The organism is Mycolicibacterium monacense, from assembly GCF_010731575.1.
In the GTDB taxonomy this organism is placed as follows: domain Bacteria; phylum Actinomycetota; class Actinomycetes; order Mycobacteriales; family Mycobacteriaceae; genus Mycobacterium; species Mycobacterium monacense.
On record NZ_AP022617.1, the window covers coordinates 950,777 to 975,503 of the forward strand.

Sequence of the window (24,727 nt, forward strand, 5' to 3'; positions counted from 1 at the left end):
CGATACACCGACCACGCGAGCAGTACACGCGGGCGCGAGAGCACCACCGAGGGAGATAACGCGAAGTGACGATCTACGAGCATGACAGGGTTTCCACGAGCTGGGACGACGAGTCCGGAGCCAAGACCACTCATGCACTGGTGGATCGCCTGACCGCGGGTGAACCGTTCGCGGTGGCCTTCGGCGGGCAGGGCAGTGCGTGGCTGGAGACGCTCGAGGAGCTGGTGTCCTCGACCGGCATCGAATCGGAGCTGGCCACCCTCGCCGGTGAGGCCGAGCTGCTGCTCGAGCCCGTGGCCAGGGAACTGGTCGTCGTCCGGCCGATCGGCTTCGAGCCGCTGCGCTGGGTGCGCGCGCTGGCCGCCGAGGAACCGGTCCCGACCGCCAAGCAGCTGACGTCGGCGGCCGTGTCGGTCCCCGGTGTCCTGCTGACCCAGGTCGCCGCCGTACGCGCGCTGGCCCGCCAGGGCATGGACCTGTTCGAGACGCCGCCCGTCGCGACCGCCGGGCACTCCCAGGGTGTCCTCGCCGTCGAGGCGCTCGCCGCCCAGGGCGCCAAGGACGTCGAACTGCTCGCGCTGGCGCAGCTGATCGGTGCGGCGGGCACGCTGGTGGCCCGTCGTCGGGGCATCACGGTCCTCGGGGACCGACCGCCCATGGTCTCGGTCACCAACGCCGACCCGGAGCGCATCTACGAATTGCTCGAGGAGTTCTCCACCGACGTGCGCACGGTGCTGCCGCCGGTGCTGTCGATCCGCAACGGCCGCCGCTCGGTCGTCATCACCGGGACCCCCGAGCAACTGTCACGCTTCGAGCTGTACTGCACCCAGATCGCCGAGAAGGAAGAGGCCGAGCGCAAGAACAAGCTGCGCGGCGGCGCGGTCTTCGCGCCGGCCTTCGACCCCGTCCAGGTGGAGGTCGGCTTCCACACCCCGCGCCTGGCCGACGGCATCGACATCGTCGGCCGGTGGGCCGAGGCGGTCGGGCTGGACGTCGCGCTCGCGCGCCAGATGACCGAGGCCATCCTCGTCAACCAGGTCGACTGGGTCGACGAGGTCACCGAACTCCACGACGCCGGCGCCCGCTGGATTCTCGACCTGGGGCCGGGGGACATCCTGACCCGGCTGACCGCCCCGGTGATCCGCGGACTCGGGGTGGGCATCGTGCCCGCCGCCACCCGCGGCGGCCAGCGCAACCTGTTCACCGTCGGCGCCGTGCCCGAGGTGGCCCGCCCGTGGTCGAGCTACACCCCGACCGCCGTCCGGCTGCCCGACGGCTCGGTGAAGCTGTCCACCAAGTTCACCCGCCTGACCGGCCGCTCGCCCATCCTGCTGGCCGGGATGACGCCGACGACCGTCGACGCCAAGATCGTCGCCGCGGCGGCCAACGCCGGCCACTGGGCCGAACTCGCCGGCGGCGGGCAGGTCACCGAGGAGATCTTCAACGCCCGCATCGACGAGTTGGCCGGACTCCTGGAGCCGGGCCGCGCGATCCAGTTCAACTCGCTGTTCCTCGACCCGTACCTGTGGAAGTTGCAGCTCGGCGGCAAGCGGCTGGTGCAGAAGGCCCGCCAGGCCGGCGCCCCCATCGACGGCGTCGTGGTCACCGCGGGTATCCCGGAGCTCGAAGAGGCCGTCGACCTGATCGACGAGCTCAACGGCATCGGCATCAGCCACATCGTCTTCAAGCCGGGCACCGTCGAGCAGATCCGCTCGGTCATCCGGATCGCCGCCGAGGTCCCCACCAAACCGGTCATCGTGCACATCGAGGGCGGCCGCGCCGGTGGCCACCACTCGTGGGAGGACCTCGACGACCTGCTGCTGACGACGTACTCGGAGCTGCGCTCGCGCTCGAACATCACCATCTGCGTCGGCGGCGGGATCGGCACCCCCGAACGGGCCGCGGAGTACCTGTCCGGCCGGTGGTCGCAGGCCTACGGGTTCCCGGTGATGCCCGTCGACGGCATCCTCGTCGGCACCGCGGCGATGGCCGCACTGGAGGCCACCACCTCACCGGCGGTCAAACAGCTGCTGGTCGACACCACCGGCACCGATCAGTGGGTCGGGGCGGGTAAGGCGCAGGGCGGGATGGCCTCCGGGCGCAGCCAGCTCGGCGCCGACATCCACGAGATCGACAACGCCGCGTCGCGCTGCGGTCGGCTGCTCGACGAGGTCGCCGGCGACGCCGACGCGGTCGCCGAGCGCCGCGACGAGATCATCGCCGCGATGGCTGCGACCGCCAAGCCCTACTTCGGTGACGTCGCGGAGATGACGTACCTGCAATGGCTGGCCCGTTACGTCGAACTCGCCATCGGCGAGGGCGACAGCACCGCCGACACCAGCCGCGCCGGTTCGCCGTGGCTCGACATCACCTGGCGCGACCGGTTCGCCCAGATGCTGCAGCGCGCCGAGGCGCGGCTGCACCCGCAGGACCACGGTCCGATCGACACTGTGTTTTCTGGTTCTGCCGGCTCAGAGTTGCTGGAGACCCCGCAGGCCGCGATCGACGCGCTGGTGAACCGCTACCCGGACGCCGAGACGGTGCTGCTGCACCCGGCGGACGTGCCGTTCTTCGTCCAGCTGTGCAAGACGCTCGGCAAACCGGTCAACTTCGTGCCGGTCATCGACAAGGACGTGCGCCGGTGGTGGCGCAGCGATTCGCTGTGGCAGGCGCATGACGCCCGCTACACCGCCGACCAGGTCTGCATCATTCCCGGCACCGCCGCCGTCGCGGGCATCACCCGCGTCGACGAGCCCGTCGGTGAGCTGCTCGACCGCTTCGAGCAGGCGGCGGTCGACGAGGTCCTCGCCGCCGACGGTGGACCCCGGCCGGTGACCAGCCGTCGCCAGGGCCGCACCGATGTGGTCGGTCCGCTCGCCGTGCTGCTCGACGCCCCCGACGTGCTGTGGGCCGGCCGCACCGCGGTCAACCCCGTGCACCGCATCGCCGCCTCCGCCGACTGGCAGGTGCGCGACGAGGGCCGCACGGCCACCCACGCGTCCACCGGCGCCCGGCTCGAGGTGGCCGACGACCAGCACGTGGTGCTCAGCGTCCCGCTGTCCGGTACCTGGATCGACATCCGCTTCACGCTGACCGACGTCATCCGGACCGGCGGCGCCCCGCTGGTCACCACCGAGGACGCGGCGACCGCGATGCGCTCCGTGCTGGCGATCGCCGCCGGCGTGGAAGAAGGTCCGTCCGGCCTTCCGCCCGTCCACGACGGAACCGCGACGGCCACCGTCGTCTGGGATCCGGAACTGGTCGCCGACCACACCGGCGTCACCGCGACGTTCGGCGCCCCGCTGGCGCCGACGCTGACGGTCGTGCCGGATGCGCTGGTCGGCCGCTGCTGGCCGGCCGTGTTCGCCGCCATCGGTTCCGCGGCGACCGACAGCGGTTTCCCCGTCGTCGAGGGTCTGCTGAGCCTGGTGCACCTCGACCACGGCGCCCAGCTCGTCGCGGCGCTGCCCAAGGACCGCACCGACCTGACCGTCACGGCCACGGCGGGCACCGCCACCGACACCGAGGTCGGCCGGGTCGTGCCGGTGTCGGTGACCGTCACCGACGCCGACGGCACCCTGCTGGCCACGCTCGAGGAACGCTTCGCGATCCGCGGGCGGACCGGTGCGGCGGAGCTGAGCGATCCGGCGCGTGCCGGCGGCGCGATCTCCGACAACGCCACCGACACCCCGCGTCGCCGTCGCCGGGACGTCGTGGTCTCCGCGCCGGTGGACATGCGGCCGTTCGCGGTCGTCTCCGGTGACCACAACCCGATCCACACCGACCGCGCCGCCGCGCTGCTGGCCGGCCTGGAGTCGCCGATCGTGCACGGCATGTGGCTGTCGGCCGCCGCCCAGCACGTCGTCACCGCCACCGACGGCAAGGCCGTCCCGCCGGCCCGTCTCGTCGGCTGGACCGCCCGATTCCTGGGCATGGTGCTGCCCGGTGACGAGATCGACTTCCGCGTCGACCGCGTCGGTATCGACGTCGGCGCCGAGGTGCTCGAGGTGACCGCGAAGGTGGGCACCGATCTGGTCATGTCGGCGACCGCCCGCCTGGCGGCGCCGAAGACCGTCTACGCCTTCCCGGGGCAGGGCATCCAGCACAAGGGCATGGGCATGGAGGTCCGGGCCCGCAGCAAGGCCGCCCGCAAGGTGTGGGATTCGGCGGACAAGTTCACCCGCGAGACGCTCGGCTTCTCCGTGCTGCACGTGGTGCGCGACAACCCGACCAGCCTCATCGCGTCCGGGGTGCACTACCAGCATCCCGAGGGCGTGCTGTACCTGACGCAGTTCACCCAGGTCGCGATGGCCACCGTCGCCGCCGCGCAGGTCGCCGAGATGCGTGAGCAGGGTGCGTTCGTCGAAGGGGCGATCGCCTGCGGTCACTCCGTCGGCGAGTACACCGCGCTGGCATGTGTCTCGGGCGTCTACGAACTCGAGGCACTGCTCGAGGTGGTGTTCCACCGCGGCAGCAAGATGCACGACATCGTGCCCCGCGACGAGCTGGGCCGGTCCAACTACCGGCTGGCCGCGATCCGGCCGAGCCAGATCGATCTCGACGACGCCGACGTCAAGGACTTCGTCGCCGAGATCGCCGCTCGCACCGGAGAATTCCTCGAGATCGTGAACTTCAACCTGCGTGGCGCGCAGTACGCCATCGCGGGCACCGTCCGCGGGCTCGAGGCGCTCGAGGAGGAGATCGAACGGCGTCGCGAACTCAGCGGCGGCAAGCGCTCGTTCATCCTCGTGCCCGGTATCGACGTGCCGTTCCACTCCTCGGTGCTGCGGGTCGGTGTCGCCGACTTCCGCCGATCCCTGGAGCGGGTCATGCCGCGCGACGCCGATCCGGAACTGCTGATCGGCAAGTACATCCCGAACCTGGTGCCGCGGCCGTTCACGCTGGACCGTGACTTCGTCGAGGAGATCCGGGATCTGGTGCCGGCCGAACCGCTCGACGAGGTGCTCGCCGATTACGACACCTGGCGCAACGAGAAGCCGAAGGAGCTGTGCCGCAAGATCGTCATCGAGCTGCTGGCCTGGCAGTTCGCCAGCCCGGTGCGGTGGATCGAGACGCAGGATCTGCTGTTCATCGAGGAGGCCGCGGGCGGACTCGGGGTCGAGCGGTTCGTCGAGATCGGCGTGAAGTCGGCCCCGACGGTCGCCGGTCTGGCCACCAACACCCTCAAACTGCCGGAGTACTCGCACAGCACGGTCGAGGTGCTCAACAGCGAGCGCGACGCCGCGGTGCTGTTCGCCACGGATGAAGATCCGGTCGTCGATCCGGAACCCGAAGCCGAGGCGCCGGCCGCCGAGACCGCTCCGACTGCGGAGAGCCCGCCACCCGCGGCCGCACCCGCCGCACCGTCGGGCGGACCGCGTCCCGACGACATCACGTTCGACGCCGCGGACGCGACGGTGGCGCTGGTCGCGCTGTCGGCCAAGATGCGTCTCGACCAGATCGAGGCGCTCGACTCCATCGAGACCATCACCGACGGTGCGTCGTCGCGGCGCAACCAGATGCTGGTCGACCTGGGTTCGGAGCTGAACCTCGGCGCCATCGACGGTGCGGCCGAGGCCGACCTCGGTGCCCTCAAGGGTCAGGTCACCAAGCTGGCCCGCACCTACAAGCCGTTCGGTCCGGTGCTCAGCGACGCGATCAACGATCAGCTCCGCACGGTGCTCGGGCCGTCCGGTAAGCGTCCGGCCTACATCGCCGAACGCGTCGGTAAGGCATGGGAACTCGGCGCCGGCTGGGCCAAGCACGTGACCGTCGAGGTGGCGCTGGGCACCCGTGAGGGCAGCAGCGTCCGCGGCGGGAGCCTCGGCGGTCTGCACGACGGCGCCCTGGCCGACGCGGCGACCGTCGACAAGGTGATCGACGCCGCCGTCGCGGCGGTGGCAGCGCGCCGCGGCGTCGCGGTCTCCCTGCCCTCTGCGGGCGGTGGCGGTGGCGGCGTGGTCGATTCGGCGGCGCTCGGCGAGTTCGCCGAACAGGTCACCGGACGCGACGGTGTGCTCGCCAACGCGGCCCGCCTGGTGCTGGGCCAGCTCGGCTTGGACACGCCGGTCACCCCGTCCGAATCGGCGACCGACGCCGAGCTGATCGACCTGGTCACCGCCGAACTCGGTTCGGACTGGCCGCGTCTGGTGGCGCCGGCGTTCGACGGCCGCAAGGCCGTGGTGTTCGACGACCGGTGGGCCAGCGCACGTGAGGACCTGGTCAAGATCTGGCTGGCCGACGAGGACGACATCGACACCGACTGGCCGAAGCTGTCCGAGCGTTTCGAGGGCGCCGGCCATGTCGTTGCCACGCAGGCGAACTGGTGGCAGGGGCGTGCGCTTGCGGCGGGCCGGAACGTGCACGCGTCGCTGTTCGGCCGCATCGCGGCCGGCGCGGAGAACCCCGGCAAGGGGCGCTACAGCGACGAGGTGGCGGTGGTCACCGGTGCCTCGAAGGGTTCGATTGCCGCGGCCGTGGTGGGGCAGTTGCTCGACGGCGGTGCGACGGTCATCGCGACCACGTCGCGCCTCGACGACGCCCGGTTGGCGTTCTACAAGACGCTCTACCGTGACAACGCCCGCTACGACGCGAAGCTGTGGGTGGTGCCCGCGAACATGGCGTCGTACTCCGACATCGACGCGCTGGTGAAGTGGGTCGGTACGGAGCAGGTCGAAAGCCTTGGGCCGCAGTCGATCCACCTCAAGGACGCCCAGACCCCGACGCTGCTGTTCCCGTTCGCGGCGCCGCGCGTCGCCGGGGACATGTCGGAGGTCGGTTCGCGTTCCGAGATGGAGATGAAGGTGCTGCTGTGGGCCGTGCAACGGCTCATCGGCGGGCTGTCGTCTATCGGCGCCGAGCGTGACATCGCCTCCCGTCTGCACGTCGTGCTACCCGGTTCGCCGAACCGCGGCATGTTCGGGGGGGACGGCGCCTACGGCGAGGCGAAGGCCTCGCTGGATGCGCTCGTCAACCGGTGGAAGGCCGAAACGTCTTGGGCGCAACGGGTTTCGCTGGCGCACGCGCTGATCGGCTGGACCAAGGGCACCGGGTTGATGGGGCACAACGACGCCATCGCCGGTGCGGTCGAGGAAGCCGGCGTGACGACATACACCACCGCGGAGATGGCCTCGATGCTGCTGTCGCTGTGCGATATCGAGTCGAAGGTCGCCGCGGCCCGCGAGCCGATCAAGGCCGATCTGACCGGCGGCCTCGGTGACATCGAGCTCGACATGGCCGCGCTGGCCGCCAAGGCCCGCGAGGAGATGTCCGCCGACGCCGCCGACGAGGACGCCGACGCACCAGCGCCGGGCACCATCGCCGCGCTGCCGTCGCCGCCGCGCGGATACACCCCGGCCCCGCCGCCTGAGTGGGCTGACCTCGACGTCGACCCCGCCGATCTGGTGGTGATCGTCGGCGGCGCCGAACTCGGCCCGTACGGGTCGTCGCGCACCCGCTACGAGATGGAGGTCGACAACGAGCTGTCGGCCGCCGGTGTCCTCGAATTGGCCTGGACCACAGGCATGATCAAGTGGGAGGACGATCCCAAGCCCGGGTGGTACGACGCCGCCAGCGGTGATCTGGTGCCCGAGGAGGAACTCGTCGAGCGCTACCATGACGCGGTCGTGGAGCGGTGCGGTATCCGTGAGTTCGTCGACGACGGTGCGATCGACCCCGATCACGCCTCACCGCTGCTGGTCAGCGTCTTCCTCGACAAGGACTTCAGCTTCGTGGTGTCCTCCGAGGAGGAGGCGCGCACATTCGTCGACTTCGACCCCGAGCACACCGTGGTGCGCCCGGTGCCGGATTCCTCGGACTGGCAGGTGATCCGCAAGGCGGGCACCGAGATCCGCGTTCCGCGCAAGACCAAGCTGTCGCGCACGGTGGGCGCGCAGATCCCGACCGGCTTCGATCCGACCGTGTGGGGCATCACGCCCGACATGGCCAACTCGATCGACCGGGTGGCGCTGTGGAACATCGTCGCGACCGTGGATGCGTTCCTGTCGGCCGGTTTCACCCCGACCGAGCTGATGCGCTGGGTGCACCCCAGCCTGGTGGCCAGCACGCAGGGCACCGGTATGGGTGGTATGACCTCGATGCAGACCATGTACCACGGCAACCTGCTCGGCCGGAACAAGCCGAACGACATCCTGCAGGAGGTCCTGCCGAATGTCGTTGCCGCACACGTGGTCCAGTCCTACATCGGCTCCTACGGCGCGATGATCCACCCGGTCGGCGCCTGCGCAACGGCGGCGGTGTCGGTCGAGGAGGGTGTCGACAAGATCCGGCTCGGCAAGGCCGAATTGGTGGTGACGGGCGGATTCGACGATCTGACACTCGAGGCGATCATCGGGTTCGGTGACATGGCGGCCACCGCCGACACCGAGATGATGCGCGCCAAGGGGATCAGCGATTCGAAGTTCTCCCGCGCCAACGACCGGCGCCGGCTGGGCTTCGTCGAAGCCCAGGGTGGCGGCACGATCCTGCTGGCCCGTGGTGACCTCGCGGTCAAGATGGGTCTGCCGGTCCTCGCGGTCGTGGCCTACGCGCAGAGCTTCGCCGACGGTGTGCACACCTCGATCCCGGCTCCGGGGCTCGGCGCACTGGGCGCCGGTCGCGGTGGCAAGGATTCGGTGCTGGCCCGCTCGTTGAACAAGCTGGGCGTCGGCGCCGACGACATCTCGGTGATCTACAAGCACGACACGTCGACCCTGGCGAACGATCCCAACGAGACCGAACTGCACGAGCGGCTCGCCGACTCGCTGGGCCGGTCCGACGGGGCGCCGCTGTTCATCGTCAGCCAGAAGACGCTGACCGGGCACGCCAAGGGCGGCGCGGCGGTCTTCCAGATGATGGGGCTGTGCCAGGTGCTGCGCGACGGGGTCATCCCGCCGAACCGCAGCCTGGACTGTGTCGACGACGAGATGGCCACCTCCGGGCACTTCGTCTGGCCGCGGGAGACCCTGCGGATGGGGGAGAAGTTCCCGCTCAAGGCCGGTCTGGTGACCAGCCTCGGGTTCGGCCACGTCTCCGGGTTGATCGCACTGGTGCATCCGCAGGCGTTCCTGTCGACGCTCGCTCCCGAGCAGCGCGACGACTACGTGGCGCGCGCGGAACAGCGCACGCTGGCCGGTCAGCGCAGGCTGGCGTCGGCGATCGCCGGCGGGCGGCCGATGTACGAGCGCCCCGACGGCCGCCGGTTCAGCCACGACGAGCCCGAGAAGCGCCAGGAGGCGGCGATGCTGCTCGACGCGGCATCCCGGCTCGGCGACGGCGACGTCTACGTGCGATGAGCGCTTGCGCGAAGAGCGTCCGGGCGTCCGCTAGGGTCGCTGCGTGGCGATAGTGGGAGTGGGCATCGATCTGGTATCCATTCCGGATTTCGCCGAGCAGGTGGACCGTCCCGGCACGGTGTTCGCCGAGACGTTCACCCCGGGTGAGCGCCGCGACGCCGCCGACAAGAGTTCGTCGGCGGCGCGGCATCTCGCCGCGCGGTGGGCCGCCAAGGAAGCCGTCATCAAGGCGTGGTCGGGTTCGCGGTTCGCCAAACGGCCCGCGCTGCCGGAAGGCATCCATCGCGACATCGAGGTGGTCACCGACATGTGGGGGCGGCCGAAGGTGCGGCTCACCGGGGACATCGCCGAACACCTGCGGGAGGCGACGATTCACGTGTCGCTGACCCACGAAGGGGATACGGCGGCGGCCGTCGCCGTCATCGAGGAGCCCTGAGCGGCGCGGCGTCGCTTCGACGGTTCGCACATCGGGTACCCGTGCGGTTCGCCTACCGTGAGGACCCATCGTGAGTGGAACCAGCCAGCGTCAGCTGGGGGAGTCCGACAGCCCGATCGAGGATGCCCTCGAACACGCCTTCCGCCGGATGGTGGACGAGGGCACCCAGCGGCTGCACCGGAGTTGGCGCGAAGTGCTGGTCACCGGATTCTTCGGTGGCACCGAGATCGCCATCGGTGTGCTGGCCTACCTGTACGTGCTGCACGAGACGCAGAATTCGCTGCTGGCGGGGTTGGCGTTCTCGATCGGATTCCTCGCCCTACTGCTTGGACGCAGCGAACTGTTCACCGAGGGCTTCCTGGTGCCCGTCACCACCGTGGCGGCCAAACGCGCCAGCGTCGCTCAGCTGTTCAAGCTGTGGGGCGGCACGCTGGCGGCCAACCTGATCGGCGGTTGGGTGCTGATGCTCCTGATCATGACGGCGTTCCCCCAATTGCACGAGCAGACCATCGAATCGGCCGGCCACTTCGCCACCGCACCGCTGTCGGCGAAGACCTTCGCCCTCGCGCTGCTCGGCGGCATGGTCATCACGCTGATGACGCGGATGCAGCACGGCACCGATTCGGTGCTGGGCAAGATCGCCGCGGCCGTCGCCGGTGCGTTCATGCTCGCCGGGCTGCAGATGTTCCACTCGATACTGGACTCGCTGTTGATCTTCGGCGCGTTCATCGCCGGTGACGCGCCGTTCGGATATCTCGACTGGCTGCGGTGGTTCGGCTACACGCTGGTCGGCAACATCGTCGGCGGGCTGGGCCTGGTGACGCTGCTGCGCCTGCTCCGCAGCAAGGACCGGCTGCAGGAGGAGCGCCGGGACGCGGAGACCGACTGAGCTGAGCCCGGCCTTTCCCGCGAGCAGACGCAAATGTCCGTCGCGCCGGGGATTTCCGGGCACATTTGCGTCTGCTCGCGGTGAAGCGGAGACCCACTACGCTCGTGCCCATGAGCGACGTGGTGGCCCGGGTGCAGGAAGTCCTACCGTCGGTCCGGTCCGACCTCGAGGATCTGGTCCGCATCGAGTCGGTGTGGGCCGATCCGGCGCGCCGTGACGAGGTGCAGCGCAGCGCGCGGGCGGTGGCAGATCTCCTCGGGGCGGCCGGTTTCGACGACGTCAGCATCGTCGCCGAGGGCGGCGCGCCTGCGGTGATCGCCCGGCACCCGGCGCCGCCCGGTGCACCGACGGTGCTGCTCTACGCCCATCACGACGTACAGCCGGAGGGTGACCCCGGCCAGTGGTCGTCGCCCCCGTTCGAACCCACCGAGCGCGACGGACGGCTGTACGGCCGCGGCACCGCCGACGACAAGGCCGGCATCGCCACCCACCTGGCGGCGTTCCGCGCCTTCGACGGCAAGCCACCGGTCGGGGTGACGGTGTTCGTCGAGGGCGAGGAGGAGTCGGGTTCCCCGTCGCTGGCGAATCTGCTTGCCGCGCACAAGGAGTCGCTGGCTGCCGATGTCATCGTGATCGCCGACTCCGACAACTGGAGCACCGACCGGCCCGCGCTGACCGTCTCGCTGCGCGGTCTTGCCGACTGCGTCGTCGAGGTCGCCACCCTCGATCACGGTCTGCACTCGGGCCTGTGGGGCGGTGTGGTGCCCGACGCCCTGACCGTGCTGGTGCGGTTGTTGGCGAGCCTGCACGACGACGACGGGAATGTGGCGGTTGCCGGCCTACACGAGGGCTCTGCTGCGGATGTCGACCGCGGTCCGGACTGGGTGCGCGAAGAGTCCGGACTGCTACCCGGTGTGTCCGAGATCGGTTCGGGCTCAGTGGTGCAACGGCTGTGGGCCAAGCCGGCGATCACCGTCATCGGCATCGACACCACGCCGATCGACAAGTCGTCGAACACGCTGATCCCGCGGGCGCGGGCCAAGATCAGCATGCGGGTGGCGCCGGGCGGTGACGCGAAGGCACACCTCGACGCGCTGACCCGCCACCTCGAAGCGCACGTCCCCTGGGGTGCTCGGCTCACCGTGACGCCGGGGGACACCGGCCAGCCGTACGCGATCGACGCGGCCGGCCCGGTCTACGACGCCGCCCGTGCGGCGTTCACCCAGGCGTGGGGCGCCACACCGGTGGACATGGGCATGGGCGGGTCGATCCCGTTCATCGCCGAGTTCGCCGCCGCGTTCCCGCAGGCGACGATCCTGGTGACCGGTGTCGAGGATCCGGGAACCCAGGCGCACAGCGTGAACGAGAGCCTGCACCTCGGTGTGCTCGAGCGGGCGGCCACCGCCGAGGCGCTGCTGCTGGAGAAACTCGGCGCCAGTTAGACCGACAGATCGCGGCGCAGTTTGGCGACGTGACCGGTGGCGCGCACGTTGTACTGCGCCTCGGCGATCTTGCCGTCCTCGTCGACGAGGAACGTCGAGCGGATGACGCCCTGAACGGTCTTGCCGTACATCGTCTTCTCGCCGAACGCGCCCCATGCGGTGAGCACCTCTTTGTCCGGGTCGGACAGCAGCGGGAAGGTCAGGCCCTCCTTGTCGCGGAACTTCGCGAGCTTGGCCGGTTTGTCGGGTGAGATGCCCACCACGTCGACACCCGCGTCGTTGAGTTCGGCGAGGTTGTCCCGGAAGTCGCAGGCCTGCTTGGTGCAGCCCGGCGTGGACGCGGCCGGGTAGAAGTACACGATGACCTTGCGGCCCTTGTAGTTTGAGAGGTTGACGGTGTTCCCGTCGGCGTCGGGGAGGCTGAAGTCCGGTGCGGTGTCGCCTACCGCCAGGCGGGGGGTCTGAGGCATGGCTGTCCCTTCTGGTCGACCGGTGCCGTCGGCGTCACACCGGCTGATCTAGGGTAGTTCCGCAGGACGGGGACCAGACTGGGGACCCAGCACGGGAGTTGGAGGACAAACGTGGCGGACCGGGATCCCGAGGCCATCAAGAAGGACATCGACGCTGCTCGCGACCAGTTGGCGCTGACCGTCGATTCGCTGGCCGAGCGGGCCAACCCACGCAGGTTGGCCGACGACATCAAGACTCAGGTGATCCGGTTCGTGTCCCAACCGCCGGTGGCGGTGTCGCTGGCCGGCGTGACCCTGCTCATCGTCGTGGTGGCGGTGCGCCGCCGCCGCTGACGGTCGTCAGCGGCGCCGGGACGGCAGCAGCCAGTCGACGAGGGACGGCCTCGGCGGATTGGCGCGCAGGCCGATGCGGCTGCAGCTCACCACCGCGACCGGGGTGGACGCGCCGGTGCGGTCACCCGGTGCCGGGAACGGCACGGTCGGAATTTGCACTGGCGTCATCAGCTAAGTCCTCGATCTTTCGGTGCGTGGCAGTGGCAAAACCGTCAGCTAACGCATGACGGTACCTGCCAGGATCGCGACTGGCCAGTTCGTTGCCCGAAATTGCGGGATGTGCGCTTGCCGCGGCAACCTTAAGGTAGTCCGCTGGCGTACCAGAGTAAGTTGCATTATGGTCAGTCAGCACATTGCGGGCGAAACCGGCCAGGGGTGGAGCAGAAGTCGACTCGATGTTCCCGTGCGGAACGAGCGGAATTGACTGCTGGCCGCCCGCCGCGCGTCGGTGGATCAGTCGGCGAACTCTTTAGCTCCTTGAACGTGGTCGCTGACCGGTGCTCGTGGCGAGTGGCGACCGCGTCGGTGTCCTGCAGCGGGCGCGAGGTCGGGCCCTCGGCCGAGCGCGATTGCCTCGGAGAAGTGGGGCTCTCAGCCAAAATTAAGGCAATTCGGCCAACGGGGTCGTCAATTAGGCGCTGTTCGCTTACCCTCACCCGAGGCGTCATACAGCAAATCTCGTATATGGGTGAGCGGCTCCGGCCGCGGCTCAGTACCGGACACGGCTCGAGCCGCCTGGATCCGGGTCATATAGGAGAGGGATTTCGTGGCGGGCAGACATCGCAGTAGTGGCAAGGGGCAGCACCGACGCAAGGCGGAGGGGCCACGCGTCCTTCCGGTGTCGGGGTGGCTGAGCGCGGGGGCGGTCACCGTCGCGATGGGTGCGGCCATGATCGCAGGTGCCGGATTGGCGCAGGCCGATTCGACCTCGGGCAGCGATTCCTCGTCAGCCTCACAGCCGGCCAAGGGCGATACCGGCGCGTCCACTGACGGCGATCAGTCGTCACGGGACGACGGGGACGGCAAGAGGCGATTCGGCGCGACGATTTCCAGGATCGATCGCGACGACGCCGACGAGAGACCGCGCGGACACACTCGCCGCGCGAAGGACGACGACGGCGACACGAAGTCGATCAGGGACCTGAAGAAATCCCTCGCGGATGCGTCGCGGTCGCGGGCGGCGGACGACAGTTCAGATGCGAGGACGACCGGCACCGGCAGCCCCGCGAACGAGGGCGCCGCATCCGATGGCGACACCGCGCCAGCGGCCCCCTCAGCCGACGCCCCCGCCGCCAACCGGGTCCTGGCAGCGACCGCGGCGAGAACGCCCGCGAAGCCGCTGACTCGACAGGACCCGGCTGTCGTGATCGGGAACGTCGTCGGGCTGTTCGTCGGCAATGGCACCGCTGATCGCCCCAACGCGGGATTGCTGCTCGGCAACGGTTACAGCTACACCGCGACCACGTGCCCGGCGAGCACGGTGTGCTCCGGCGGCCACGGCGGTCTGCTGATAGGCAACGGCGGCAATGGCTTTCGCGGCGGCAACGGCGGCAACGCCGGGTTCATCGGTAACGGTGGGGCAGGCGGGGCCGGGGAGGCCGGCAGCAACAACGGTGCAGGCGGGCGTGGCGGCAGGGGTGGCCTGCTCGTCGGCAACGGTGGGGCAGGCGGCGCGGGCGCGGCCGGTGTAGCCGGTGTTCGCGGCGGAGACGGCGGCGCAGGCGGCGCGGGCGGTCACGCCGGGTTGTTGTCGATATACGGAACCGGCGGCGCGGGCGGGGCCGGTGGGATGGGCGCCAACGGTGCGGACGGCATCGACGGTGTGGCAGCGGGTGAGTGGGGCACCAGCGGTGTCGGCGGCGGCGCCGGTGGTGCCGGTGGTGTCGGTGGGCGCAGCGGCATGCTGTTCGGGTACGCCGGCGACGGCGGTATCGGCGGCGCGGCCGGTACCGGAGGCAGGGGCGGCAACGGGGTGAATGGCGCGGACGCCACCATCGCGGGCGCCGCAGGCGGTCGAGGCGGCGACGGCGGTAGCGGCGGAGCGGGTGGGATCGGCGGCGCCGGCGGCAGCGCCGGAGCGCAACGCGGGTTCGGCCGGGTCGGCGCCAACGGCGACGGCGGCGCCGGCGCGCGGGGTGGCGATGCGGGCACTCCCGGTGACGGCGGGGACGGCAAGGCCGGCGATGCCGTGATCGTCAACGGCGGAGCTGGCGGAAACGGTGGCAACCCCGGCACGGTGGGCGCCGCCGGAATAGGCGGCGCCGCCGGCACCCGCAGGCTCGGCGGCGGCACGGCGGGTGCAAGTGGTGACGCCGGCGAAGCGGTGATCGGCCCGGTTGGCAACGGCGGAGACGGCGGCGCCGGATTCAGTCCCACTGCCGCCGGGGCCAGTGGCGGTGACGGCGGTGCGGGCGGTCATGGCGGCGCGATCGGCAACGGCGGTGCAGGCGGAGCGGGCGGCAACGGGGCGGCAGGCACCAACGGTTCCAACGCGATTGTGTTGACCCAGAACGTCATTCAACTCGGCGTCATCCCCGCGGAGAACGGTACTGCCGGCGGGAACGGTGGAGTCGGCGGTGCGGGCGGCTTGGGCGGCTCGATCTCCGGCGACGGCGGCACCGGCGGGACCGGCGGCACGGGCGGGGCCGGCGGGAACGGCGGCGCCGGGGGCAATGGAGTGCACGGCGCGGACAGCAGCTTCCTGGCGCCCAACCCACGCGCTGGCGGTGACGGGACGAATGGCGGCGACGGCGGCAGCGGCGGCAGCGGCGGCACGGGTGGAGCAGGCGGCGGCACCGCGGCGGGCGGGTCGGGCCAGGCGGGACGTAACGGCGACGGCGGCGCGGGTGGGCGTGGCGGGAACGCCGGGTCGGCCGGTAACGGCGGCAACGGCGGCAACGGGCTTTTCGGTGACGGTGCCGACGGCGGCAACGGCGGCGACCCGGGCACCCGCGGAGCGGGCGGCTCGCGCGGCGCGGCGGGCACCGGCGGCTACGCCGACAGCGGCAATGCCGGCGCCGCGGGCGTCGACGGCGCCGCGGTCACGAGCGGTGGCAACGGCGGCAACGGCGGCAACGGCGCCGACGGCGAGCTGGTCGGCAACGGCGGCAACGGCGGCAACGGCGGGGCGGTCGGCAACGGCGGCAACGGCGGCAACGGGGGCGACGGCGCGGCCGGCGCGGCGGGCGCTCACGCTGCCCACGGAGGCGGTGGTGCGGGCACTTCTGGATCGGCGGGTATGGATGGAGGTAACGGCGGGGCAGGCGGCCTCGGTGGATCGACGTCGGGCAACGGCGGCAACGGTGGTGCCGGCGGCAACGGCGGCAACGGCGGTCTCGGCGGTAACGGCGGCAACGGCAAGTCGGGTGATGGGTACCTCGACCCCGGCCAGCAAGGCGGCAATGGCGGCGAAGGTGGTTTCGCCGGTGACGGCGGCGTCGGCGGAGCGGGTGGCGCGGCATTGGGTTCGGGTGATGGCGGCGCGGGCGGGGTCGGCGGTTCCGGCGGCATCGGCGGGAAGGGCGGGGCCGGCGGCCACGGCGGTCAGAACGGAGATCAGCCGCTCCCGGACGGCCCTATAGGCGGCGTTGCTCCCGACGCCGGCCATGGCGGCACCGGCGCGAGCGGCGGTCACGGCGGCTTCGGCGGCAGCGGTGGCGCCGGCGGTGCGGCTCACGGCTCGGGCAACGGTGGAGCCGGCGGCAAAGCAGGAGCGGCCGGCGCCGGTGGCTCCGGCGGTAGCGGCGGAGCGGGCGGACTCGATGAGGACAACTACGAGACGTACGGCGGCCACGGCGGCAGCGCCGGCGACGGCGGGCCCGGCGGCTTCGCCGGTACCGGCGGCGCCGGCGGAGCGGCCATGGGTGCAGGCAACGGCGGTGCCGGCGGCGACGGCGGGGCCGGCGCCAACGGTGGTGTCGGCGGCAGAGGTGGCGACGGCGGTTCCAGTGAAGGATGGATGTCCGGCTTAGGCGGCTGGGGCGGTGACGGCGGTGACGCCTCCGGGGGCGGAGCCGGCGGTGCCGGCGGTGCCGCGCACGGAACGGGGAGCGGTGGCGTCGGTGGCGCGGGTGACGTCGGCGGTGTCGGCGGCCTCGGCGGCGACGGCGGTCACGGTGGCGCGTACATCAACAACGGCAGAGCATCTGGGGGCGGCAAGGCCGGCGACGGCGGCCGTGGCGGGAGCGGTGGCTTGGGCGGCGACGGCGGCGATTCCGCGCTCGGACCCGCAGGCGCCGGTGGCACCGGTGGCAACGCCAACGCCGGCGGCAAAGGCGGTAACGGTGGTAACGGCGGCACCGGCGGCTTCGGCGGCTTGTTCGGGACATCCCCCGGCTACGGCGGCCAAGGCCACAACGGCGGTAACGGTGGTGCGGGCGGCAATGGCGGCTGGGGCGGCGACGGCGGCGACTCCGGCGCCGACGCGGGCGGGGCCGGCGGGAACGGCGGGGACGGCGCCGCCGGCGGGAGCGGCGGCGCGGCGGGGCTGGGCGGAACGGGAAACCAGTGGGGCGCCGAACCCGGCGGACCCGGCAATCCAGGCTTAGCTGGACAGCCGGGCAGCGGCGGCAGCGCGGGCATCGGTGGCACCGGCGGCTCCGGCACGTCCGCCGGGGCGCCCGGCGACCACGGCGAGGAGGGGCCGAACGGCACCTAAGGCATCACACTGGGTCGGTCGGCGCGTACTGGGCGCCGACCGACCTGGGGCAAGCCAAGCAACGGTCCGAAACGACGAAAGCCCCGCCGAGGCGAGGCTTTCGTGGTGGTGCGCCGTCAGGGTTTCGAACCCCGGACCCGCTGATTAAGAGTCAGCTGCTCTACCAACTGAGCTAACGGCGCGCGGGGAAGACGATAACAGGACTTCGGCCGTGAGGTGAAATCGCGTCGTCGCGTGGGTATCCACGGATCTCACCGGCAGGCTGCATGTCGGTGCTGCCAGTAGACTGTGGCACTGAGAAATCCGTGTGAGTAGAACCCTGGGTGTGAGGTGGAGAAGACAATGTGGCAGGTCCGTTCGGTGACCCGTCCGCGGCGGCAACGAGCCTGGTGGGCGGGCATGCTGGTGGTTCCCGCCATGGTGCTGGGGCTCACCTCGTGTTCGAGCGACTCGGAGGAACAGGCTCAGCAGGTCATCACCGACAAGGGCACCCCGTTCGGTGACCTGTTGGTGCCGAAGCTCACGTCTTCGGTGACCGACGGGGCCGTGGGCGTCGCGGTGGACAGTCCGGTCACCGTCGCGGCCGAAGGTGGCGTCCTGGGCTCGGTGACGATGGTCAACGAGGACGGTGAGGCCGTCTCGGGCAAGTTGAGCCAGGACGGGCTGACCTGGGCCACCACCGAGCCGCTCGGCTACAACAAGAGCTATACGCTCACCGCGAAGTCGATGGGCCTCGGCGGTGTCACCAGCAGGCAGATGACGTTCGAGACGCATTCGCCGGAGAACCTGACGATGCCCTACGTCCTGCCCAACGAGGGTGAGGTCGTCGGCGTCGGTCAGCCGGTGGCGATCCGGTTCGACGAGAACATCACCAACCGGTTGGCGGCGCAGCGGGCCATCTCGGTGAAGACGGACCCGCCCGTCGAGGGTGCGTTCTACTGGCTGAGCAACCAGGAGGTCCGCTGGCGTCCCGCGGAGTACTGGGAGCCGGGCACCAAGGTCCAGGTCGAGGTGAACACCTACGGCGTCGACCTCGGTGACGGGCTGTTCGGCCAGGACAACGTCAAGACCCAGTTCACCGTCGGTGACCAGGTCGTCGCCACCGCCGACGACTCGACGAAGACACTGACGGTCCGGCGGAACGGCGCCGTCGTCAAGACCATGCCGATCTCGATGGGCAAGAACAGCACCCCGACCAACAACGGGACCTACATCATCGGCGACCGGTACTCGCATCTGGTGATGGACTCGTCGACCTACGGGGTGCCGGTCAACTCGCCCAACGGTTATCGCACCGAGGTGGATTGGGCCACCCAGATGTCCTACAGCGGTATCTACGTCCACTCCGCGCCGTGGTCGGTGGGCTCGCAGGGGCAAAGCAACGTCAGCCACGGGTGCCTCAACGTCAGCCCGTCGAACGCCAAGTGGTTCTTCGACAACACCAAGCGCGGGGACATCGTCGAGGTCGTCAACACCGTCGGTTCGGTACTGCCGGGCACCGACGGTCTCGGCGACTGGAACATCCCGTGGGAGCAGTGGCAGGCCGGTAACGCCGGAGTCTGACCCCGAGACGAAAGAAGCGCCTCACCTTTTCAGGTGAGGCGCTTCTTCGTACTTCGGGTGGCTGACGGGACTCGAACCCGCGACAGCCAGGATCACAACCTGGTGCTCTACCAACTGAACTACAGCCACCATCGCTGCGGACCCACCGGGCCGCGCAGCCCGTCGATCTTAACCGGTCGTGTGCCCTGCGGCCGAATCGGTATCCGCCGCGTCCTTGCCGGGCGGGCCGAGCTCGGCGGCGATCGCGGCGATATCGCTGGTCGACGGGCCGGGCGGAGCGACGAACGCCGTCTGCCGGTAGTACTTCAGCTCGCGGATCGACTCGTGGATGTCGGCCAGCGCGCGGTGCGCAAGACCTTTCTCGGGCTGACCGAAGTAGATCCGCGGATACCACCGGCGGCACAACTCCTTGATCGAGCTGACGTCGATCATTCGGTAGTGCAGATAGTCGTCGAGTTTGGCCATGTCGCGGGCGATGAACCCGCGGTCGGTGGCGATCGAGTTCCCGGCCAGCGGCGCCGTCTTGGCCTGTTTGACGTGCCCGCGGATGTAGTCGAGCACCATCTCCTCGGCCGTCGCGAGGTCGACCGTGGAGGCACGCACCTCCTCGATCAGCCCCGAGCGGGTGTGCATCTCGGTCACCACCGGGATCATGGCGTCGAGCGCCTCGTCGGGCGCGTGGATCACCACGTCGAGCCCGTCGCCGAGGATGTTCAGGTCGGCATCGGTGACCAGCACCGCGATCTCGATGAGCAGATCCGACCTCAGATCCAGGCCGGTCATCTCGCAGTCGATCCACACCAGTTCGTCACGCACAGCGAATCAGGGTATTCGCCCCCGCCGCGGATGTGCGCCGACACCCGTCACTGCGGACCGTCCCCAGTAGGGTCAGCGCCATGACCAGTGAGTCGACTGACGGCCGCGCCGCCGGGATCGCCGCGGGCTACGCCACCGAAGGCCAGGCGCTGGAGTTGGGCACCGTCGTCGTCGACGGCGTGGCCGATCCGGCCGCCCGGGTGCGGATCCCGCTGGCGACCGTGAACCGTCACGGCCTGGTCGCCGGCGCGACCGGCACCGGCAAGACGAAGTCGCTGCAGGTGCTCGCCGAACAGTTGTCGGCCGCGGGCGTGCCGGTGCTGATGGCCGATGTGAAAGGCGATCTGTCCGGGCTGGCCCGGCCCGGTGAACCCGGTGAGAAGGTCTCCGAACGGGCCGCCGACACCGGCGACGCCTGGACTCCGACGGCGTACCCGGTCGAGTTCCTGACCCTTGGAACCGGCGGTGTCGGGGTGCCGGTGCGCGCCACGGTGTCCAGCTTCGGCCCGATCCTGCTGTCGAAGGTGTTGGGGCTCAATCAGACTCAGGAGTCGACGCTCGGTTTGATCTTCCACTGGGCCGACCAGAAGGGGTTGCCGCTGCTCGATCTGAAGGATCTGCGGTCGGTGATCCACTTCCTCACCAGCGAAGAGGGGAAACCCGAACTCAAGGCGCTCGGGGCTGTGTCCTCGACGACGGCCGGGGTGATTTTGCGCACGCTGATCAACCTCGAGGCCGAGGGGGCGGACACCTTCTTCGGTGAACCCGAGTTCGAACCCGACGATCTGCTGCGCCTCCACGCTGACGGCCGCGGCGTCGTCACATTGCTCGAACTGGGCAGCCAGGCCGCCCGCCCGGTGCTGTTCTCCACCTTCCTCATGTGGGTGCTGGCCGATCTGTTCACGACGCTGCCGGAGGTCGGTGACCTCGACAAGCCGAAGCTCGTGTTCTTCTTCGACGAGGCGCACCTGCTGTTCGCGGACGCGTCGAAGGCGTTCCTCGAACAGGTCGAACAGACCGTCAAGCTGATCCGGTCCAAGGGCGTCGGCGTGTTCTTCTGCACGCAACTGCCGACCGACGTACCCAACGGCGTGCTGTCACAACTCGGCGCGCGGGTGCAGCACGCGTTGCGCGCGTTCACCCCGGACGACGAGAAGGCGCTGCGCAAGACCGTCCGCACCTACCCGAAAACCGATGTCTACGACCTGCAGTCGGCGCTGTCGACGCTGGGTATCGGCGAGGCGATCGTCACGGTGCTCTCCGAGCAGGGCGTCCCGACGCCGGTGGCGTGGACGCGGATGCGGGCCCCGCGGTCGCTGATGGACACCATCGGCGCCGAGGCGATCACGGCCGCCGCCACGGCCAGCCCGCTGCAGGCCGAGTACGGCCAGACCGTCGACCGTGAATCCGCCTACGAGCGGCTGGCCGCCCGGTTGGCGCCGCCGCCGGCCGCGCCGCCCGCGGACCTGCCGCCGGTTCCGCCGCCGTACGATATTCCGCCCATGCCCGCGCCCGCGCCGGAGCCGGGTCTGTTCGACAAGGTGATGGACAGCCCGGCCTTCAAGAGCGCGATGCGGTCAGCGGGCACCGTCATCGGCCGCGAGATCACCCGCAGCATCTTCGGCACCGGTCGCCGGCGCCGCCGTCGTTAGTTGTCGACACCCTCGCCGACATCAGACTTCTGACACGCCGGGGCGCCCATATGCGTACCGGAACCTTATTCCGGCGCGAGTAGGCGACGGCGCGGGTAAGCCGTCGTCAGTCGCCGCCGAGCTTCTTGTAGACCGCGCCGACGATCGGCGTGACGATCGCGCGCGGGGCGTACCCGCTGGCCACCGACATGGCCTTCGACGTCACCCCCGGAACCACCCGCATCTTGTTGCTCTCCAGCCCGTCGAGGGAGAGTTTGGCGGTGTACTCGGTCGAGATCCACAGGAAGTCGGGGATGAGCTTCTCCACCAGCGACTGCTCGTGTTCGTCGGGCAGGGTCTCGCGCACCGGGCCGGGCGCGAGCAGCGTGACGTGCACACCGGCACCCTTGAGTTCACCGCGCAGCGATTCGCTGAAGGTGTTGACGAACGCCTTGGTCGCCGCGTAGGTCGCGTTGTTCGGGATGGGGGAGTTCCCGGCCGCCGATCCGGAGATCAGGATGCCGCCGGACCGACGCGCCACCATCCCGGGCAGCACGGCGAGCACCAGATCGTGCACGCCGAGCACGTTCAACTGGACCTGCGCCTTCTCGTCGGCGGGGTCGAGCCGCGCGACGGGCCCGAACGTGGCGGTCCCGGCGTTGGCGCACAGGATGGAGATCTCGCGGGTGGCCAGCTCGTCACACAGCGCGGTGCGGGCGGCCGGATCGGCCAGGTCCACCGGGCGCACCTCGACCGTCACGCCGTAGCGCTCGGTCAGCCGGGTCGCCAACGTGGTGAGCACTTCTTCGCGGCGCGCCGTGATGATCAGGTGGTGTCCACGCGCGGCCAACTCGGTGGCCAGCGCTTCGCCGATGTTCTGGGACGCGCCGGTCACGACCGCGCGGGCATCGGGGCGGGGTGCGGGTACTGGCATGGGCGGGACTATATCGGGACGGCCGCGTGCGCGGTCACCTCGCGTCCGTGGTCTATATCGTGGGCGACCGTGACCCAACACGCGCCGAAACCCCCGCCCTCGGCGCCGACCGCCGGCCGAGCCCGCATCGTCGCGTGGGCCCTGTGGGACTGCGGGAACACCGGGATGAACGCGATCGTCGCGACGTTCGTGTTCGCGGTGTACCTCACCGGCGCGGTGGGTTCGGATCTTCCCGGCGACACCTCGGCCACCAGTTGGCTGGGCCGCGCGATGACCGTGGCCGGTCTGGTGGTGGCGGTGCTGGCCCCGGTGACCGGGGTGTGGGTGCAGGCCCCACGCCGGCGACGGGTGGTGCTGACCGTGCTGACCGGCACCGCGGTCCTGCTCACGGCGTCGATGAGCCTGATCCGCGACGACCACCGCTACCTGTGGGCGGGTCTGGTGCTGCTGGCCTGCACCGCGGCGTGCGGCGATCTGGCCAGCGTCCCCTACAACGCGATGCTGCGGCAGTTGGCCGGCCCGCAGCGGTCGGGACGGATCTCCGGAATAGGCTGGGCGTCAGGCTATCTCGGCAGCGTCTTCCTGCTGCTGCTGGTGTACGTGGGTTTTGTCTCCGGCGACGGCGACACCCGTGGCCTGCTCGGCATCCCGGTTTCCGACGGTCAGAACATCCGCGCGGCGATGCTGCTTGCCGCCGCCTGGTTCCTGCTCTTCGCGCTGCCCCTGCTGCTCACGGTGCCGCCACATCTGCCCGGCGCCGACGAGGTCGACCCGGATCAGCCCTCCGGGGTGTTCGCCGCCTACCGCAGGCTGTGGACGGAGATCGCCGGCGAATGGCGGCGCGACCGCAACATCGTCTACTACCTGCTCGCCAGTGCGGTGTTCCGCGACGGACTCGCCGGGGTGTTCGCCTTCGGTGCGGTGCTCGGGGTGAGCGTCTACGGCATCTCCGAGGCCGACGTCCTGCTGTTCGGTGTGAGCGCATGTGTGGTGGCCGCGGTCGGGGCGGTCATCGGTGGTCTGATCGACGACCGGGTGGGCTCGAAACCGGTGATCGTGGTGTCGCTGACCGCGATGATCGCGGTCGGTCTGACGCTGCTGAGCCTGTCGGGCCCGTCGGCGTTCTGGGTGTGCGGTCTGCTGCTGTGCCTGTTCATCGGCCCGACGCAGTCCTCGGCACGCACGTTGATGCTGCGGATGTCGCCGCCCGGTAAGGAGGGTGTCGCGTTCGGCCTCTACACCACGACGGGCCGGGCGGTGGCGTTCCTCGCGCCGTGGCTGTTCTTCATGTTCATCGACCTGTTCGACAGCGACCGCGCGGGCATGGCGGGGCTGTGCGTGGTGCTGGCCGCCGGGCTGGCGGCCATGCTCGCGGTGCGCGCACCGCACCGCCGGCCGGCGTTAGCGCATGCCGACGCAGAAGGTCAGCCCTGACCCGGTGTTCTGTTCCACCTGCGCGCCGTTGATCGTCACCGAACAGGTGACGTCGCGTCCGACGTTGATGATGCTGATGCGTGCCGAACTGCGCGCCGGCGACGGCAACTCCACCTGCTTGCTCCACGGCAGGGCGACGTTGAACTCGGTCTGCGGGACGCCGCCGGTGTCGGTGTAGGTGATGTTGATGACGCGCCCCTCGCCGACGACGTCGTAGGTGACGGTCTCGGTCGACTCCGACGGCGGCGGCGTGGACGGCGCGGTCGACGACCGCGGTGTGGTCGGCAGCGGGACCACCGGTGTCGGGATGCGCGAGGTGGTGGTGGGCCGTTCCGACGTCGTCGCGGTGGGCTCGGGCATCGAGGGGGCCGGTGCGACCACGGTCTGCTGCCGGGAGCTGTTGGTGATGACCAGTGCGATCACCAGCGCCACGACGAGCAGGACGACCGCGCCCGCCAGCACCCACAACCACATCGGCGACTTGGGGCCCTCGGGAGGCGGTTGCTGGGGGCCGCCTGGCCCGTACTGACCGGTCGCGTACGGGTCGTATCCGTACTGGCCGTACTGGTAGTACGGCGACAGCTGCTCCGTCGGATTCGGTGCGGCGGGAGGCTGATACGCCGGACCGTACGGGGCCTGGTTGGCGTACGCGGGGTCCGGCTGGCCCTGGTAGCCGTTACCCAGCGGTTGGGTCGGCTCGGCGCCGTCACGACGTGGTGACTCGGTCATACCCACCTCATGGTCGCAGGGTACCTGCGGATCCCGTCGCGCCGTCACGGTGTTGGGTGTGCCGGTGATTGCAGACGCGGATACCGTCAGGGGTGGCCGG

Annotated in this window: 14 protein-coding genes and 2 tRNA genes; 9 read left to right on the top strand and 7 right to left on the bottom strand. The window is 70.4% G+C overall.

What is annotated here, in order from left to right:
* Positions 1 to 65 precede the first annotated feature (65 nt).
* The 4 genes from G6N49_RS04685 to G6N49_RS04700 all read left to right on the top strand — a co-directional run bounded on the left by G6N49_RS04685 (position 66) and on the right by G6N49_RS04700 (position 12,060).
* Entirely contained in the window at positions 66 to 9,293 is a 9,228-nt protein-coding gene (locus G6N49_RS04685) for a type I polyketide synthase (protein ID WP_011856206.1), read from the top strand.
* 43 nt (positions 9,294 to 9,336) lie between these two features.
* Positions 9,337 to 9,729 (top strand): holo-ACP synthase AcpS, encoded by a 393-nt coding sequence (gene acpS / locus G6N49_RS04690; protein WP_011561029.1) that lies wholly within the window; start codon positions 9,337 to 9,339, stop codon positions 9,727 to 9,729.
* A gap of 70 nt (positions 9,730 to 9,799) precedes the next feature.
* A complete protein-coding gene (locus tag G6N49_RS04695; protein ID WP_011561028.1) occupies positions 9,800 to 10,618 on the top strand; it encodes a formate/nitrite transporter family protein in 819 nt (272 codons plus the stop codon).
* 110 nt (positions 10,619 to 10,728) lie between these two features.
* Complete coding sequence (locus G6N49_RS04700; protein ID WP_179967727.1) at positions 10,729 to 12,060, top strand: dipeptidase; 1,332 nt, start codon at positions 10,729 to 10,731, stop codon at positions 12,058 to 12,060.
* On the opposite strand, the gene bcp is transcribed toward G6N49_RS04700, so the two are convergent.
* A complete protein-coding gene (gene bcp, locus G6N49_RS04705; RefSeq protein ID WP_083045538.1) occupies positions 12,057 to 12,530 on the bottom strand; it encodes a thioredoxin-dependent thiol peroxidase in 474 nt (157 codons plus the stop codon). The two genes, G6N49_RS04700 and bcp, sit on opposite strands and share 4 nt — an antisense overlap.
* A gap of 111 nt (positions 12,531 to 12,641) precedes the next feature.
* Between bcp and G6N49_RS04710 the strand changes: the two genes are divergently transcribed.
* On the top strand, positions 12,642 to 12,863 hold the full coding sequence (locus G6N49_RS04710) for a DUF3618 domain-containing protein (RefSeq protein ID WP_011561025.1): 222 nt from the start codon (positions 12,642 to 12,644) through the stop codon (positions 12,861 to 12,863).
* A 6-nt stretch (positions 12,864 to 12,869) separates the two neighbouring features.
* Here G6N49_RS04710 and G6N49_RS04715 read toward each other — a convergent pair whose 3' ends face one another.
* Positions 12,870 to 13,031 (bottom strand): hypothetical protein, encoded by a 162-nt coding sequence (locus G6N49_RS04715; protein ID WP_163647398.1) that lies wholly within the window; start codon positions 13,029 to 13,031, stop codon positions 12,870 to 12,872.
* Between the two features lie 598 nt (positions 13,032 to 13,629).
* Between G6N49_RS04715 and G6N49_RS04720 the strand changes: the two genes are divergently transcribed.
* Positions 13,630 to 17,520, top strand: coding sequence for a hypothetical protein (locus G6N49_RS04720; protein ID WP_011856205.1), 3,891 nt, complete (start codon positions 13,630 to 13,632; stop codon positions 17,518 to 17,520).
* A 106-nt stretch (positions 17,521 to 17,626) separates the two neighbouring features.
* On the opposite strand, the gene G6N49_RS04725 is transcribed toward G6N49_RS04720, so the two are convergent.
* A tRNA-Lys gene (locus G6N49_RS04725) sits at positions 17,627 to 17,702 on the bottom strand.
* Positions 17,703 to 17,862: 160 nt separating this feature from the next.
* On the opposite strand from G6N49_RS04725, the gene G6N49_RS04730 reads away from it, so the two are divergent.
* Positions 17,863 to 19,083 (top strand): L,D-transpeptidase, encoded by a 1,221-nt coding sequence (locus G6N49_RS04730; RefSeq protein WP_011561023.1) that lies wholly within the window; start codon positions 17,863 to 17,865, stop codon positions 19,081 to 19,083.
* Between the two features lie 56 nt (positions 19,084 to 19,139).
* On the opposite strand, the gene G6N49_RS04735 is transcribed toward G6N49_RS04730, so the two are convergent.
* Both G6N49_RS04735 and orn read right to left on the bottom strand, forming a co-directional pair.
* Positions 19,140 to 19,212: transfer RNA gene (locus tag G6N49_RS04735), tRNA-His, on the bottom strand.
* 39 nt (positions 19,213 to 19,251) lie between these two features.
* Entirely contained in the window at positions 19,252 to 19,899 is a 648-nt protein-coding gene (orn, locus tag G6N49_RS04740; protein WP_011561022.1) for an oligoribonuclease, read from the bottom strand.
* Positions 19,900 to 19,979: 80 nt separating this feature from the next.
* On the opposite strand from orn, the gene G6N49_RS04745 reads away from it, so the two are divergent.
* Positions 19,980 to 21,551 (top strand): helicase HerA-like domain-containing protein, encoded by a 1,572-nt coding sequence (locus tag G6N49_RS04745; protein WP_011856196.1) that lies wholly within the window; start codon positions 19,980 to 19,982, stop codon positions 21,549 to 21,551.
* 106 nt (positions 21,552 to 21,657) lie between these two features.
* Here the strand turns inward: G6N49_RS04745 and cmrA are convergent, their stop codons facing one another.
* Positions 21,658 to 22,464, bottom strand: coding sequence for a mycolate reductase (gene cmrA / locus G6N49_RS04750; protein WP_083045429.1), 807 nt, complete (start codon positions 22,462 to 22,464; stop codon positions 21,658 to 21,660).
* Positions 22,465 to 22,533: 69 nt separating this feature from the next.
* On the opposite strand from cmrA, the gene G6N49_RS04755 reads away from it, so the two are divergent.
* The gene (locus G6N49_RS04755; protein WP_011561019.1) at positions 22,534 to 23,898 is read left to right on the top strand and encodes an MFS transporter; all 1,365 of its coding nucleotides are present in this window, start codon (positions 22,534 to 22,536) and stop codon (positions 23,896 to 23,898) included.
* Here the strand turns inward: G6N49_RS04755 and G6N49_RS04760 are convergent.
* Positions 23,866 to 24,627 carry an MmpS family transport accessory protein gene (locus G6N49_RS04760; RefSeq protein WP_011561018.1) on the bottom strand — a complete coding sequence of 254 codons (762 nt, stop codon included), beginning with the start codon at positions 24,625 to 24,627 and terminating at the stop codon, positions 23,866 to 23,868. The genes G6N49_RS04755 and G6N49_RS04760 overlap by 33 nt on opposite strands.
* Between the last annotated feature and the right edge of the window lie 100 nt (positions 24,628 to 24,727).